The sequence below is a fragment of the Hymenobacter sp. IS2118 genome, from assembly GCF_000715495.1.
Taxonomy (GTDB): domain Bacteria; phylum Bacteroidota; class Bacteroidia; order Cytophagales; family Hymenobacteraceae; genus Hymenobacter.
The window spans coordinates 45894-60717 of the sequence record NZ_JNLX01000034.1 but is presented as its reverse complement, the minus strand read 5'-3'; the positions used below and the strand labels follow the sequence as shown (position 1 = coordinate 60717).

General features: G+C 64.2%; 11 protein-coding genes. 4 read left to right on the top strand and 7 right to left on the bottom strand.

Going from position 1 to position 14824, the window contains the following annotated elements; translation table 11 throughout:
- Nucleotides 1-68 precede the first annotated feature (68 nt).
- The 7 genes from GM79_RS02145 to GM79_RS02115 all read right to left on the bottom strand — a co-directional run bounded on the left by GM79_RS02145 (nucleotide 69) and on the right by GM79_RS02115 (nucleotide 9165).
- Nucleotides 69-2495, bottom strand: coding sequence for a TonB-dependent receptor (locus GM79_RS02145; RefSeq protein ID WP_081867503.1), 2427 nt, complete (start codon nucleotides 2493-2495; stop codon nucleotides 69-71).
- Nucleotides 2496-2612: 117 nt separating this feature from the next.
- Complete coding sequence (locus GM79_RS02140; protein WP_035558453.1) at nucleotides 2613-5096, bottom strand: TonB-dependent receptor; 2484 nt, start codon at nucleotides 5094-5096, stop codon at nucleotides 2613-2615.
- A gap of 110 nt (nucleotides 5097-5206) precedes the next feature.
- Nucleotides 5207-6121 carry an oxidoreductase gene (locus GM79_RS02135; RefSeq protein ID WP_035558451.1) on the bottom strand — a complete coding sequence of 305 codons (915 nt, stop codon included), beginning with the start codon at nucleotides 6119-6121 and terminating at the stop codon, nucleotides 5207-5209.
- An 11-nt stretch (nucleotides 6122-6132) separates the two neighbouring features.
- The gene (locus GM79_RS02130) at nucleotides 6133-6570 is read right to left on the bottom strand and encodes a DUF2141 domain-containing protein (RefSeq protein WP_051718387.1); all 438 of its coding nucleotides are present in this window, start codon (nucleotides 6568-6570) and stop codon (nucleotides 6133-6135) included.
- 281 nt (nucleotides 6571-6851) lie between these two features.
- On the bottom strand, nucleotides 6852-7748 hold the full coding sequence (locus tag GM79_RS02125) for a helix-turn-helix domain-containing protein (protein WP_081867502.1): 897 nt from the start codon (nucleotides 7746-7748) through the stop codon (nucleotides 6852-6854).
- A gap of 302 nt (nucleotides 7749-8050) precedes the next feature.
- Nucleotides 8051-8530 (bottom strand): DNA-3-methyladenine glycosylase I, encoded by a 480-nt coding sequence (locus GM79_RS02120; RefSeq protein WP_051718386.1) that lies wholly within the window; start codon nucleotides 8528-8530, stop codon nucleotides 8051-8053.
- Between the two features lie 65 nt (nucleotides 8531-8595).
- The gene (locus GM79_RS02115) at nucleotides 8596-9165 is read right to left on the bottom strand and encodes a Crp/Fnr family transcriptional regulator (protein WP_035558444.1); all 570 of its coding nucleotides are present in this window, start codon (nucleotides 9163-9165) and stop codon (nucleotides 8596-8598) included.
- Between the two features lie 299 nt (nucleotides 9166-9464).
- On the opposite strand from GM79_RS02115, the gene GM79_RS02110 reads away from it, so the two are divergent.
- From GM79_RS02110 to GM79_RS02095, 4 genes are all read left to right on the top strand, one after another.
- The gene (locus GM79_RS02110) at nucleotides 9465-10202 is read left to right on the top strand and encodes an SDR family oxidoreductase (RefSeq protein ID WP_035558441.1); all 738 of its coding nucleotides are present in this window, start codon (nucleotides 9465-9467) and stop codon (nucleotides 10200-10202) included.
- Nucleotides 10203-10328: 126 nt separating this feature from the next.
- Nucleotides 10329-11792, top strand: a complete 1464-nt coding sequence (locus tag GM79_RS02105) for a BamA/TamA family outer membrane protein (RefSeq protein WP_081867500.1) — start codon at nucleotides 10329-10331, stop codon at nucleotides 11790-11792.
- A gap of 29 nt (nucleotides 11793-11821) precedes the next feature.
- Nucleotides 11822-12322: an SRPBCC domain-containing protein gene (locus GM79_RS22645; RefSeq protein WP_051718385.1), complete on the top strand. Its 501-nt coding sequence runs from the start codon at nucleotides 11822-11824 to the stop codon at nucleotides 12320-12322.
- A gap of 107 nt (nucleotides 12323-12429) precedes the next feature.
- The gene (locus GM79_RS02095) at nucleotides 12430-14814 is read left to right on the top strand and encodes a TonB-dependent receptor (protein ID WP_035558435.1); all 2385 of its coding nucleotides are present in this window, start codon (nucleotides 12430-12432) and stop codon (nucleotides 14812-14814) included.
- Nucleotides 14815-14824 lie beyond the last annotated feature (10 nt).

The following is a 14824-nucleotide window of genomic DNA, read 5'->3' as shown; positions in this document are numbered from 1 at the left end:
TCAAAGAAGCGGTAGAGATGCTTCGACAAGCTCAGCATGACGGTGGGAATATTTGGCCTAATAGAAGGCTAAAAGCTGAAATTGTAGGTGGCCGAAGGCACGAACCGAAACAGCGCCGTTTGCACGGCCTGGGTGCGGGTGGGGTCGTCGGGCACGTTTTCGAAGGTGATGAGAAAGGGGTTTCGGCGGCCCAGCGCGTTGTAAACGGAGAAGTTCCAGCTGCTTTGGAAGCGGCGGCCTTCCTTGCGGGGCTTTTCGTAGGTGGCCCCCACGTCGAGGCGGCGGTAGGCGGGCAGGCGGTTGGCGTTGCGCGGGCCGTACACGCTCACGGTCTGGCCCGCCACGGAGGTCTTGCCCACGGGGTAGGTCACGGCGTTGCCGGTGCTGGCCACGAAGGTGCCCGCCAGGCTCCAGGTGGGCGTGAGCTGGTAAAGGGCCACCACCGACAGGTCGTGGGGCCGGTCCTGCCGGGCGTTGAACCACGCCCCCGCGTTGATGGCCGCAAACTGCCGCTCGCTCTTGCTCAGGGTGTAGCCCACCCAGCCCGTGAGCCGGCCGAGGTCTTTGCGTAGCAGCAGCTCCAGGCCGTAGGCCCGGCCCCGGCCGTAGAGCAGCGTGCTTTCCACGTCCTGCCCCACCAGCAGCTGCGACCCGTCGCGGTAATCGATTTGGCGCTGCAACCATTTGTAATACACCTCGGCCGACAGCGAATAGGCGCGCTTGGCCCCCAGCGCCCGGAAGTAGCCCGCCGACACCTGGTCGGCCAGCTCGGGGCGCACGTTGCGGGAGGTGGGAATGTATAAATCGGTGGGCGACGACGCCAGCGAATTGCTCAGCAGGTGCAGGTTTTGCACGTTGCGCCCGTAGCCGGCCTTCAGGGTGGTGGCGGGTGTGAGCTGGTAGCTGGCGGCCAGGCGGGGCTCCAGGTTGACGTACGTTTTAACCGTTTGCCCGCTGGTGTACGTCTGGCTGGCCAGCGGGCGGCCGGCCGCGTCGTAGGTAGCGTAGGTGCCGGGGCCCAGTAGGCTGAACCCCGAGGCGCGCAGGCCGGTCGTGAAATCGAGCCGGTTGGTGGCCGCCCACTCGTGCGAGGCGTAAGCGGCCGTTTCGAGCGCATCCGCCGGATTGGGGGCCGTGGCGTTGACCGGCGCGGGGGCCGCCGCCGTCACGTAGCCGGGCGTGATGGTGTGGTGCGTGGCGCTGGCGCCCGCCCGCAGCTTCTGCCCGGCGCGGGGCGCCCATTCCACGTCCTGCTTCAGCTGCCAGTCCCGGATATCGGAGGTGATGTTGAAGTCCTGCTCGTTGGCCCGCACGGTCAGCTGCAAGTCGTACCTGCTGTAAATCAGGGCGGTGGTCGAAACCAGCCGGTCCGAAAAATCGTGGCTGAACCGCAGCGAGCCCGCCTGGTTGCCGTAGCGCTGCCCGAAGGTGGGGAGCCCCAGCGCGTCGCGGCCCAGGTAGCCCGAAAACGCGAGCCGGTCGCGCTGGCTCAGGGTGTAATTGGCCTTGGCGTTGAGGTCGTAGAAGAACAGGCTGGCGTTGCGGGCCGCCTCGTCGGGGGCGAGCTTCAGAAACACGTCGGCGTAGGTGCGGCGGGCCGCCACCAAAAACGAGCCTTTGCCCTGCGCCAGCGGCCCTTCCAGCGCCAGGCGGGAAGCAATGAGCCCGATGCCGCCGCTGCCGCGCAGCTGCTGCCGGTCGCCGTCGCGGGTTTGCACGTCCACCACCGACGAGAGCCGCCCGCCGTACTGCGCCGGCATGCCGCCCTTGTAAATGGTCAGCTCGCGCAGCGCATCGGAATTAAAGGCCGAAAAGAAGCCCAGCAGGTGCGAGGGGTTGTAAAGCACAGCGTCGTCGAGCAGCACCAGGTTATGGTCCAGGTTGCCGCCGCGCACGGCAAAGCCGCTGCTGCCCTCGCCGGCCGTCTTCACGCCCGGCAGCAGGGTCAGGGTTTTAATCACGTCCTTCTCGCCGAAGAGCACCGGTACCTTGGCTATCTGCTTGATGTCGAGCGTTTCGACCCCCGCCTGCGCCTGGCTGATGACGGCATCGCGGCGGCGGGCCGTGACGACGACTTCCCCCAAGCTCGCCTCGCTGCGCCCTAGCCGGAAGGCCACCCGCTGACTGCGCGACAGAACGACCTGGCGGGACTGCGTCGTGTAGCCCAAAAAGCTGGCTTCCAGCGTGTACGTGCCCGTCGGCAGCGCAAGTGTAAACGCGCCGTTGACCGCCACGCCCGTGCCCACGCCCGGCCGCTCCCGCACGCGCACCGTGGCCCCCGGCAGGCTTTCCCCCGAGGTCTCATCCCGCACCGTGCCGCTCACCGTTACCGTTGCCGGAGCCTGCGCGGATGCCGGTTGCGTTTGCCAGCCGGCCAGAAGCAGGAGCAGGAGCAGCCCTGCGCCGCAGCCTCGGCCGCAGTTCCCCGCCAGGGCCACAGGCCGCCGCAGCCAGGCCACGAAATACAGATTATAGCGGGTTGGGAGTTGCGGCATGGCTGAATCATGGAAGTAAGCAGCAAGTCCATAAGTAACGAGATTGTTTTTCAAACACTTGACACGTAAAAAATCAGGCGACAGCACCCGACCAGGCGCACCGGGTGCCGTTGGTGGCTAAAATTCCACGATGAACCCGATGGTGGGGGTCGTAATCGGGTCGTCGTTGGTGAGCAGCAGCGGGATGCCGTTCGAGCCGTCCGGCCGGATGGGCTGCCCGTCGGTGGTGGCGAAATCCGAGTTGTCGGGCAGGCGCTGGAAGGCGTAGCTGGGGATGGCCGGATTGCTCAGTACGAAGGCGTTCTGCACGTCAAAGAACAAATCGAGGGTGAAGCGCCGCCAGTTCACGCGTTTGTCGAGGCGGAAGTCGAATTGCTGGAACGTGCCCAGGCGCTGGGTGTTGAGCTGGCTGAAGTCGAACACGCCGCGGCCGGTGGCCAGGTAGCTGGCCCGCGAGGCCGCCAGGTTCAGGGGCGTGTAGGGCGAGCCGCCGCCGGCCCGGTACTTGAGGCCCATCTCCCAGCCCTTGTTGAACTTGCGCCCAAGCAGCGCCGAGGCCAGGAAGCGCGAATCCCAGGCCGAGGGCACGTATTCGCCATTCCGCTGCGTGAATTCCGAGCGGAAGCCGGTGAGCGAGAGCACGGCAAATATTTTCCGGGTCAGCTTCTGCTGAAAGAAGAACTCCACGCCGTAGGCCCGGCCCTGCCCGGTGCTGGTCACGGCTTCGTTGCCGATGGCTCCAAAGTCGCCGCCCAGGTTCGCCAGGCTGATGCCGTCGCGGACGGTCACGGGGTAGTCGTCGTATTTTTTGTAAAAGCCTTCCAGCGTGAAGCGCGTGGCCGGGGCCGGCAGCCACTCCAGGCCCGTCACGTAGTGGTCGGAGCGCAGGTACTGGTTGCTCCGATTGACGAGCCGGCCCGCGTTGTCGCGGAAACCCAGGACCGGGTTCACCGGCAGTTTGTAGTAGCGCCCCACCGAGGCGTTCAGGTTCAGGGTGGGCCGCAGGGCGTAGCTCGCGCTGAGGCGGGGCGAGAGGGTGCGGAGCAGGTCGCGGCCGTCGTCGGTGAGCGAGTTGCCATCCGTGCGCACCCCGGCCGAAAGGGTCAGCCGGTCGCCGGCCAGAAACGAGCGGGTCAGCTGCCCGAAGGCCCCGAAGCGCCCGAAATCAATCGCCGTCTGAAAGCGCACGTCCACGCCCGGCTGCAGCTCGTTGCCGCCCGCGTCGAGCACCGGGCGGCGCAGGCGGTTAAAGAAGCGGTTGTCGTACTGCACGTACTGCCCCATCACGCCGTAGCTGTAGGCCCACGGGCCGGCCGTGCCGTTCACGTCGGCCCGCAGCTTGGTTTCGGTTTCGCCCGAGCGCGTGAGCAGAATGCGCCGGCTTTCGTCGCCCTCCGCCCCGGCCTGAAACTGGTCGAGCTGGTTGTCGAGCTGGGTGCGGCTCAGGGCCACGTTCAGGTAGCCTTTGCGGACGAGCCGCCGCAAGTTCACGCCCACGGTGTAGTTCCACTGGTCGGCGGTGGGGTTCTGCCGCAGCTCCTGCTCGGTTTCCGGGGTGGCGTTGCGGGGCACGCCCAGCCGAAACTTGTCGATAGCTCCGAGGCCCAGCGTGGTGAGCGTGGTTTTCGGCCCCAGCTTGGTGGTGGTTTTGAACTGATAATCCCAGTAAGAGGGCCGGATGGGCAGGTCTATCAGCTCGAAGAGCACTTGCAGGTACGAGCGCCGGGCCGAGGCCAGGAACGTGGTGCGGGCCACCCCGCTCGAATCGCGCCGGCTCAACGGGCCTTCCAGCGTGAGGGCCACCTCGGTGGCCGAGGTGCGCAGGTTGCCCTGCACCCGCTCGGGGTTGCCGTCGCGCTGCCGGAACTGCAGCACCGACGAGAGGGCGTTGTCGTAGCGGGCATTAAAGGCCGACGTGCTGAGGGTCACGTCCTCAAGGAAGCTCACGTTGAGCATCCCCTGCGGGCCGCCCGAGCTGCCCTGGGTCTGGAAGTGGTTGATGACGGGCACCTCGATGCCGTCGAGGTAGTACACGTTTTCGTTGGGCGCGCCGCCCCGGATAACGATGTCGTTGCGGAAGGCCGCCGTGCCGCCTGTGCCCCCGCCGCCCACGCCGGGCAGCGTCTGCACCACCTTCGAGATGTCGAAGTTGCCGCCGGGGTTCGAGCGGATTTCCTCGGTGTTGATGCGCTGCACGCTCAACGGCGTCTCGGCCGTGGCCACGCGGATGGCGCGGTTGGCCACCACCGTCACCTCGCCCAGGGCCTGGGAGCCAGCCCCCAGCTCCAGGTCGATGATGTTGGCGTTGCCGCTGCCCACCCGCACGTTGGCCCGCAGCAGCGGCTCGTAGCCGATAAAGGTGGCCCGCAGGTTGTAGCTGCCCGTCGGCACGCCGGTTAGGCGGTAGCGGCCGGTGCCGTCGGTGGCCGTGCCCAGCGCGGTGCCTTCCAGCAGCACCGTCACGCCGGGCAGCAGCTCCTGCGTGGCCCGGTCGCGCACCAGGCCGGTGATGGTGCCCGTAGTTTGGGCCTGGGCCGTGCGGCCAGCCCCAGCCAGGTGCAGCGCCAGCAACAGGAGCAGCACGGAGTAGCAACGTTTCATCAGCAAACAGATTTGAAATTAAAAAGGAGTTTTGAGGCAAAAGGCAGCCGCACTGCAAGACGACCTTGATTGGAGTTGGGTAGCCAGCTTGCCCGGATGCTGGGCTGCCACTAGCCCGTTTTATCATCGAGGTACCGAACATTCGTCAGCTCTTCGCTTACCTGCCACAGCCGGTCAGCAATGTGTTCGTCCCTGGAAGCGTCATCCGAATCCACTTGGGTCGGATAGCCCCTCATTTGCTGAAAACCGTCCGGGCCGATAAATTCGCCGCCTTTCAGGTGTTCCGCCAACGCCGCGTACAGAATGGGCAGGGCTCCCTGGCTGGCGGGTTGCAAAAACAGGTTGCCCAGCGGTCGAATCAGCGCCGGGAAATACTGGTCCAGATTGGTCTTGGCAAGCCCCGGATGGGCCGCCACCGACCGGACGCGGTAACCCGCGGCGGCTAACCGGCGCTGCAATTCGTAGGCAAACACCAGGCAGGCCCGCTTACTTTGGCCGTAGGCTTTGCCCCGGCTGTAGCCCTGTTGGGCCTGCAAGTCGTCGAAGTCAATCCCGGCCCATTTATAGGACAAACTGCTGAGTGTGACGACCCGGGAGCCGGGCGTAGCGATGAGCAACGGCAGCAGTAAGCCGGTGAGGGCAAAATGGCCCAGGTAGTTGGTGGCCAGCTGGTTCTCGAAGCCGTCTTCGGTCATTTCAAAGGGCGACATCATAATGCCCGCATTGTTGATGAGCAGGTTTAGCTGGTCGTACCGGGTGCGCAGGTGCGTAGCGAATTCGCGGACCGAGCGCAGGCTGCTCACGTCCAGCGCCCTGCATTCAATGTTGGCGGTGGAACAGGCCGCTAGTATCCTCGATTTGGCGGCGGCTGCTTTTTCCAGGTTCCGGCAGGCCAACACCACCCGCACGCCCTTTTTCGCCAGGGCCAGGGCGGTTTCGTACCCCACGCCACTGTTGGCCCCGGTTACCACGGCAATGCTGCCGTGCTGCGCGGGCGCCTGTTCTACGCTCCACTTTTCATCCATGGGCCAGGCGTTTAAAATACGCTGTAGAGCTTGATGGCCGCAGGCTGCGCGGTCGGGCCGTAGTCAATGAGCGCCGACTCAAACTTAGGCTCACCAAAGGGCTTGTAGTTGTTGCCGAAACCGACAGGTTCTTTGGGAATTTGCAGGAAATTCATGCCCAATTCGCCGTTCCCGTTGGTGTCCTGGTAGACAGAAATGGCGTATTTGCCGTGGGGCACCTCAAACACCGCCTTTTTGGTATTGTCGTCGGCCGCTAGCGTCATTCTCCTGAAAGGCTTTTTCAGCCATTCCGCTTTCGCGTTGTAGATTTCAACGACCACCTTGCCGCCGTTTTTTTGGACGTTCAGGATTTGAATCTGCATCGGTGCTTGTTGACTCACCGACTTCGAGGCCGCCAGGGCTGCGGCCAGCAGAAGAATCGTGCATAGAGAAGCTAGGTGGCGTAGCATGGTGCTTTTCTGGTTTTACGTTTGAAAATGCTCATCAAGTAGTGCCAGCACTACTTTGAGTTCGCAAAGGTCAGGAGCGCAACTGCCGCTTCGTTGTCAGGAATCCTGCACGTACTCGGACAAACCGTGCGTAAAGTGAGGGGCTTCTTCGTAAAGCCAGCGGATGGAAAGCGGCAAGGAGCCTTTTCCTGGCGGCTTCGCCACCTAATAGCGTAGAAGAGCCGGTTGCGGCAGCACCCAATAGGCTCCAAGCAAGCTTCGACAAGCGGTTGGACGCCTTCCTAATTGGTGGGGAAGCTCCCCAACGAATTCCGGTATTCGGTGGGCGTTTGCCTGGTCAGCTGCTTAAACAGCCGGCCAAAGTAAGATGGCTCGGAAAAGTTGAGTTCAAATGCAACTTGCGCAATGTCTTTGGAATAATCCTGCAAGAGCACCTTGCTCTGATTAATCACCATTTCATTGATGTGCTGCTTCGGTGGTTTACTGGTAATCGTCCTCACGCACCTGTTCAGGTAGTTTTCCGAAACCGCCAAAGAATCAGCGTAGAATTTCACCTCTCGTTTCACGAGGAAATTATCATACAACAGCTCCTTGAATAACATATTTATGGCGGATGGCCGGTCGGGCCTGGCTAGTGCCGCTGGTGACGCCTCCGCTAGCTTCAAGACAATGGCTCTCAGCAACGTGTAGCCAATGTTGTCGGGTTGTGTATTGGCGGCTTTGTGCGAAACAAGCAATTCGCAGCAGTTGCAAAGCCATTCCATTTCCCGCCTGGAAACAGAATGCTTCGGATAAAAAGTGAGTCGATGTAGTAAAGCGCTGTCAGTGAAAATTTGCGCCAGTACCGTGTTGTCGATGTAGATGTAATATCCATCCGTATCGGGGTCAATGGACTTGATGGCATTCAGGTGGCCTTCTCGAATAAATAAAACGTCATTTGCCTTTAGTTCGACAATCTCATTATCCACCTGTTGCTTTCCGCCACCAGCCAAAAACAGCAGTAGAAAGTTGTACTCTGCTCTGAAAAGAGGGGTCGGCGGTGTTATAAAGGTTGAGGCAATGGATAAGGGGTATAGCTTTATTCCACTCGCCTGAAATGCAAAAGGGTCTGGACCGCTACCCATGTATTGAGCCACAAAGCCCTCGAAGCTTACACTGTCGGCATTCTTGTAGCTCATGCTCTTTGTGATGGGTGTATGGTCCCGGCAGGGGCAGTACGCTAAACTAGATTATTTTTCAGGCCCTCTGCAAACCGGCTGAACCGGCAGTAGTTCAGGGCAGAGGCAAGGGGGCAGTGGATTGTTCCTCCTGCGCATGGTGGCAGGGGCGGGCAGCCTAGCGGCCAGTCTGGGCAACCCCAACGGCCTGTTGATTCAATTTGCCAACCGGTTCCTAGCCGTCCGCTATTAGCTATAGCGTCAAGCAACGGCCGGCTCCATTCGCGCATCGTTGCCGGGCCTGTCGGGCTTCAGCCGCCGCGCTATCTTACCAGTTGCCGGCACTCCCCGTGCCGGGGGCACTCCACGGCATGGTCGTTCACCAGCCCCGCCGCCTGCGTCAGCCCGTAGCACGTGGCCGGCCCCAGCAGCGCGAAGCCGCGCCGCTTCAGCTCCTTGCTCAGGGCCTCGGCGGCGGGCGTGTGCAGCGGCGGGGGTTGCGCGTCGGCGCGTTGGTTATCGACGGGCCGACCGTCCACGAAGCCGTAGAAAAACTTCAGTACCCGGGCCTCGCCGCCTTCGGCCGCGAGCAGCTTTAGCCAGGCCCCGGCATTATGCACCACGACTTCCAGCTTGCGGCGGTTGTGAATGAGGCGCGGGTCATCCAGCAGCTCGTCTACCTGGTAGGCCGTGAACCGCGCCAGCCGGGCCAGGTCGAATCCGACCAGCAACTCGCGCATCGGCTCCCGCTTGGGCAGCACGATGCGCAAGCAGCTGCCCACCCGAAAGGTGTGGGGTGCCACGAACCGTATTTGGCTCAGCGCGGCGAAACCGAAGTTGAGGGCTGGGAACGGCGCGGGCCGGAGCCTCAGCGGCGACGGATGCGGCTGAGCTGGGTGGGGGTAATGCCCAGGTAGGAGGCAATGGCGTACTGAGGGACGAGCTGTTCAACGGCTTTGTACCGCTCCCGAAACAGGCCGTAGCGCTGCTCGGCGTTCAGCATGACGATTTCTACTTCCCGCTCTTCCTTGGCCACGTAGAGCAGCTCGGCCCAGCGGCGGGCCAGCCGTTCCAGCTCCGGCCACTGGGGCAGCAGGGCCTGCAAGTCGGCGTAGCGAAGGGTCCAGCCGGTGCAAGCCGACAGGGCCTGCACCTGGATGTGGCTGGGCGCGCCGGTGATGAGCGAAGCGTAGCCCCCGAAAAACGACGGGGCCTCGAAGAAATGCTTGTTGTAGTCGACGCCCTCGGCGGACGTGTAGAACGCCCGGATAATGCCCGATTCCAGGATGCCCGCGTACTGTGCCACTTCCCCGCACCGCAGGAAATACTCGCCCTTCGCCAATTCGACGCGCTCAAAGAGCGGGGCCAGGACTTGCCAGGTGGTGTCAGAAACCGGCGAAATCCGGCTGAGGTACGTCTGAACGAAGGCGGTCGGCATGGCAGGGGCTTGCGGAGAACGTTAGGGTGGGGCCACCACACCCTGGCGGCGGCACTGGTGGCGTGGGGAGTTGGTAGGAAAGCGGCAGCCCGGAAACATTGTTTCCGGTCCCGGTCTAAGGTAACGAAACGGCCTCGGATTTCTTGCGCCTCAGACGCCGCGCCTGCTGCTACGCGGTGGCCGTCGGCTGCCCGCCTGCCCGGCATTTCTTTACCTATGTAAATGACTGGCGGGGGCAGCTGCCCCCAATTTTGCATCGCCTTACCACTGAACGGTAGGCGCTGCCCAACCGCCCGCTCATGCAACCTTCCGGCAACAAAGTCCTGGTCACCGGCGCTACCTCCGGCATCGGCTACGCCCTTACCCGGCGCTTGTTGCGGGAGGGCAATGAGGTGGTGGCCGTGGGTCGTCGGCTGGCCGCTCTCCAGGAGCTACAGGCGGAGTACCCCCTCGCGCTGCATCCGGTGGCCTGCGACCTCGCGCAACGCGCCCAGCTCGACGACCTGGTCGTGCGCCTGGAGCAGCACCACCCCAATCTGAACGTGCTGGTCAACAACGCGGCCGTACAGTACAACTACGACTTGCTGCACGGCGACAACGTGGTGTTCCACATCGAGCACGAAATCCAGCTCAACCTGACCGTGCCGCTGCAGCTGGTGGGGCTGCTGCTGCCGGGGCTGGCGGCCCAGCCCCAGGCCGCCATCGTCAACGTGAGTTCGGGGCTGGGTTTCGCGCCCAAGCAGTCGGCCCCCGTGTACTGCGCCACCAAGGCGGGGCTGCACGTGTTCACCCAGGCCCTGCGCTACCAGCTGGAAAACACCCGCGTGCAGGTGTTTGAAATCATTCCGCCCGTGGTGGATACCCCCATGACGGCGGGCCGCACCCAGGCCAAAATCTCGCCGGAGGCCCTGGTTGAGGAGTTTTGGCGCGACTTCACCCACAACCGCTGGGAGAGCAACATCGGCAAGGTGAAGCTGCTCCGCCTGCTGCTGCGCGTGGCCCCCGGCCTGGCGGCGCGGCTGATGAAACCTTACTGAACCGCGTAGCGGTGCCTGGCGGTCCGCCCGCCGCTGGATTTCTCAACCTCTGTAACTGCTTCGCGGCAGGATGCCCGGGTACTTTCGATTCGTCAAAAGCTGGAAAATCCAGCGATAAAGCCCTCTATGCAAACGTGTTCGGGTAGATGTGCGGTGCTGCTGTGGCTGTGGCTGGTGCTGTCGGCGGGGGCTGGCTGGGGCGCGGTGCCCCCGGCGGCCGGCGGCGTCACGGCCGCTGTTCGGCAAGCTTATCCCGTCATCGTCATCGACTCCATCAGCATCAGCGGCAACCGGCGCACCAAGGAGTTCATCATCTGGCGCGAAATGGACCTGCGGGTGGGCGATACGCTACGGCTGACCGGGCTGCAAGCGCGCCTGCAGGCCAACGAGCGGCGCATTGCCAACACCCAGCTCTTCGGGTCGGTGCGCCTGGAGGCCGATTCGAGCCGCCTGCCGTTCCTCGCCCTGCGGGTGGTGGTAAAAGAAAACTGGTACGTGTGGGCCGCCCCCTACGCCCGCCTCAACGACCGTAACCTGAACGAGTGGGTGGACCGGGGCAGCCAGCTGGGCCGCCTTAACTACGGCTTCTTCATCGACCATGAAAACCTGTTCGGGCGTCTGCAGAAGCTGGAGTTTGTGGCCGAAACCGGCTTTAGCGACCGGTTGACGCTGCGCTACCACGTGCCTTACCTGGACCGGCAGGGCGTGTACGGGCTGTTCACCGAAACCCGCTACCAGGCCTTGTCCAGCCTGGCTTACAACACGCTCGGCGACCAACTGGCCTTTGCTTACCGCGACGCCGTGCTGCAGACGCAGCTGGAAACCCAGCTGATGCTGCGCCGCCGGCAGGGCTTCTACGTGTTTCACTACGCGGAGCTGGGCTACAGCCGGACCGAGGCAACCACGGCCCTGCGCGAGCTGAACCCCTATTACCTGAGCCGGCGCGGGACGCGGCGGCAGCAGGTGACCACGCTGGGGTACACCTTCCGCTACGACCGGCGCGACAACGTCAACTTCCCCCTGCAGGGCCGGGCCCTGATTGCGGACGTGCGCCGCCTGGGCGTGCTGCCCGCCGACAACTTTCGCAGCTGGCAACTGCGCCTGGCCTTCGGCGACTACTACCCGCTGGGTGGCAAGTGGTACGCCAACTACCTGTTCAAGAGTATGGTGCTGACTACCCCCGACGTGCCTTACAACCTGCTGCGCGGCATCGGCTACGAGGAGGACAACCTGCGCGGCTACGAGCTGTACGTGGTCAACGGCTCGGCCTATGCTTCGGGCCGGCTCAACGTGAAACGCCAGCTGCTGCGGCGCACCCTGCAGCTGGGGTTTGTGCCCTGGCGGCAGTTCAACACGCTGCCGCTCAACCTCTACCTGAATGCTTTCACCGACTGGGGCGGCATCTACAACCGCTACCCCGACCGGCTCGACAACCCGCTGGCCAACCGCCTGCTGCGCAGCGCGGGCGTGGGCCTGGAAATCAACACGTGGTACAACACCGTGGTGCGCCTCAACTTGAGCCGCAACGCCCAAGGAGAAACCAACTTCTTCGTCAACCTGCAGAAAGATTTATGGACCCGTTGGAACTAAGACCTGCCTGGTGGCAGGCCGTTCATCTCTTGCTCGTCGGCGCGCTGGCAACGCCCGCCGCCGCTCAGCTCCCCGCCGCCCGCACCGCCATTGACGAGCGGGCACCGGTGCAAACCCGCGACACGGTGGTGGTGCGGGCCGGACCCGCGCAGGTATGGGCGGTGCTGACCAACATTGGCGGCTGGCCGGCGCACTACGATTTCGTCCGGGCCGCGCAGCCGCCCGCTGCGCTGCGGGCCGGCGAGCGGTTCCGCTGGCGCACCACCAAGCTCAACCTTACCTCCACGCTGTTGCTGGTGGACCCGCCGCGGCAGCTGGGGTGGCGGGGGCGCAAGTACGGCGTCACGGTGTACCACTTCTGGCACCTGGTACCCCAGGGCGACGTCACGCTGGTGATAACGGAAGAAAGCCAGCGGGGCCTGCTGGTTTCGCTCCTGAAAAAGGGCTTCCGCAGCCGGCTGCAAGCGGGCTCCAGGCTGTGGCTCCAGCAGCTCAAGGCGGCGGCCGAAGCCGACCCGCACACCCCCTGATGCGCAGGGCCTGCCCGCCCCAGCTGCCAGAACCGGGCTGCTGACGCGCAAGCCCGCCGCCCCTCCCCAAAACCCTCCTCACTTCTAACCAACAACCTGCTTTCGCCATGCGAACTGTCCTTTTACTTCTGTGCGTACTGCTGGGCACGGCCCTGGCGCAACCCGGTGCCCGCGCCCAATCGGCCGGCCCCACCCAGACCGTGCGTGGCACCATCCTCGATGCCGGGGCCCAGGCGCCCGTGATTGGCGCGACGGTCATCGTCGTCGGCGCGGAGCCGGCGCTGGGCGGCACCACCGACGCCGAGGGCCGCTTCCGGCTGACCGGCGTGCCGGTGGGCCGCGTCAGGCTCCGCGTGACGAGCGTGGGCTACGAAGACCTTTTCCTGAACGAAGTGACGGTAAACGCGGGCAAGGAAGTGGTGCTGAACTTGAGCCTGACCGAGCGCCTGACCAAGCTCGACGAGGTGCAGGTGGTGTACAAGCGCGGCGAAGACCAGCGGGTGCCCAACAACGAGATGGCCACCGTCTCGGCCCGGCCGTTTTCGCCGCTCGAAGCCAACCGCTACGCCGGCAGCCTCGGCGACCCGGCCCGCATGGCCCAGAACTTTGCCGGCGTGGGCAGCGCCAACGACTCGCGCAACGACATCGTGGTGCGCGGCAACTCGCCGGCCTCGCTGCTCTGGCGCCTCGACGGCGTGAACATCCCCAACCCCAACCACTTCGGGGCCGTGGGCACCACGGGCGGCCCGGTGAGTCTGCTCAACAACAACCTGCTGGCCAAGTCCGACTTCCTCACCGGCGCTTTCCCGGCCGAATACGCCAACGCCCTGGGCTCGGTGTTCGACCTGCGCCTGCGCAAGGGCAACGACGAGAAGCGCGAGTTTCTGGGCCAGGTGGGCTTCAATGGTCTGGAAATCGGGGCGGAGGGCCCCTATAGCAAGAACTCCAAGGCCTCGTACCTCATCAATTACCGGTACTCGGTGTTCTCGGCCGTCAAGGCGGTGGGCTTCGACGTGGTGGGGACGCCTGAGTACCAGGACCTGACTTTCAAAACCGACGTGCCGGTGGGCGCGCGGGGCACGTTCAGCGCCTGGGTGCTGGGCGGCAGCAGTCGCATCACGTTCCTGGGCCAGGACGTGGACACGACCCAGGCCGGCGTGTTCGGCGACGAAAACAACAACGGCCGGCCGCGCTTCATGACTGGGGTCGGGGCCGCCAGCTACGAGCACCGCTTCACCGACCGCACCGTGGGCCGGCTGGTGCTGTCGGGTTCCCGCACCACCCAGCGCTACGACCAGGACACGGTGCTCTACCGTGGCGGCCTCATCAGCGCCGAAATTCCGCAGTACAGCGTGGACTACACCCAGGACAAGCTGTCGGCCAACCTCTCGGTGGCCCACAAGCTCAGCGCCCGCGACCGGGTGTCGGCCGGGCTGATTGTGGACTTGCTGCAGTACGATTTCAGCAGCGGCTACACCTACCCGACCCCAAGCGTGGAGCGTGATGTGCAGGACAACACGGCCCTCTCGCAGCTCTACGCGCAGTGGAAGCACCGCTTCACCGACCGGCTCTCGCTCAACGCCGGCCTCAGCGCCACACGCTTCGAGCTGAACGGCAGCACCGTGGTGGAGCCCCGCGCCGGGGTACAGTACCAGGTCGGCCCGGCCGGTACGTTAAGCGCGGCCTACGGCCTGCACAGCAACATTCAGACCCTGGTTACTTACGCTTACCAGAGCCGGCAGGCTAATGGCTCCGTGGCCCGCACCAACCAGCAGTTGGGCTTCACCCGCAGCCACCACGCGGTGCTGGCCTACGACCGCCAGCTCACCGAAAACGTGCGCCTGCGCCTCGAAGGCTACCACCAGTGGCTGTTCGACGCCCCCGTGGAGCGCACCCCCAGCTCCTACTCGCTGCTAACGGAAGGGGCTGATTTTGAGCGCATCAACCGGGGCAACCTCGTGAACGAGGGCACCGGCCGCAACTACGGCGGCGAGCTGACCCTGGAGCGCAGCTTCGCCAAAGGCTACTACTTCCTGCTCACCACGTCCGTCTTCAGCTCTACCTACAAGGGCAGCGACGGCATTTCCCGCAACACGCCCTTCAACACGGGCTACGCGGCCAACGCGCTGGCGGGCCGCGAGTTTCGGGTGGGCCGCCGCGAGAATACGCTGACGCTGAGCTTACGGGCGGCCACCACCGGCGGCCGGTATTTCACGCCGATTGACTTCAACGCCTCCGCCGCCACCCGCCGGCCGGTGTTTCGCGTCGACCAGGCCTTTAGCGAGCAGCAGCCGGCCTACTTCCGGACCGACATCAAGCTGGGCTACAAAATCAACCGCGCCCGCCTCACCCACGAAATCGCCGTGGACTTGCAGAACGTCACCAACCGGGAAAACATCTTCCAGCAGGCCTACAACCCGCGCACCAACCGCATCGGCACGGCCAACCAACAGGGTTTTCTGCCCGTGCCCTTCTACCGGGTTACGTTTTAGCTGGCCGCAC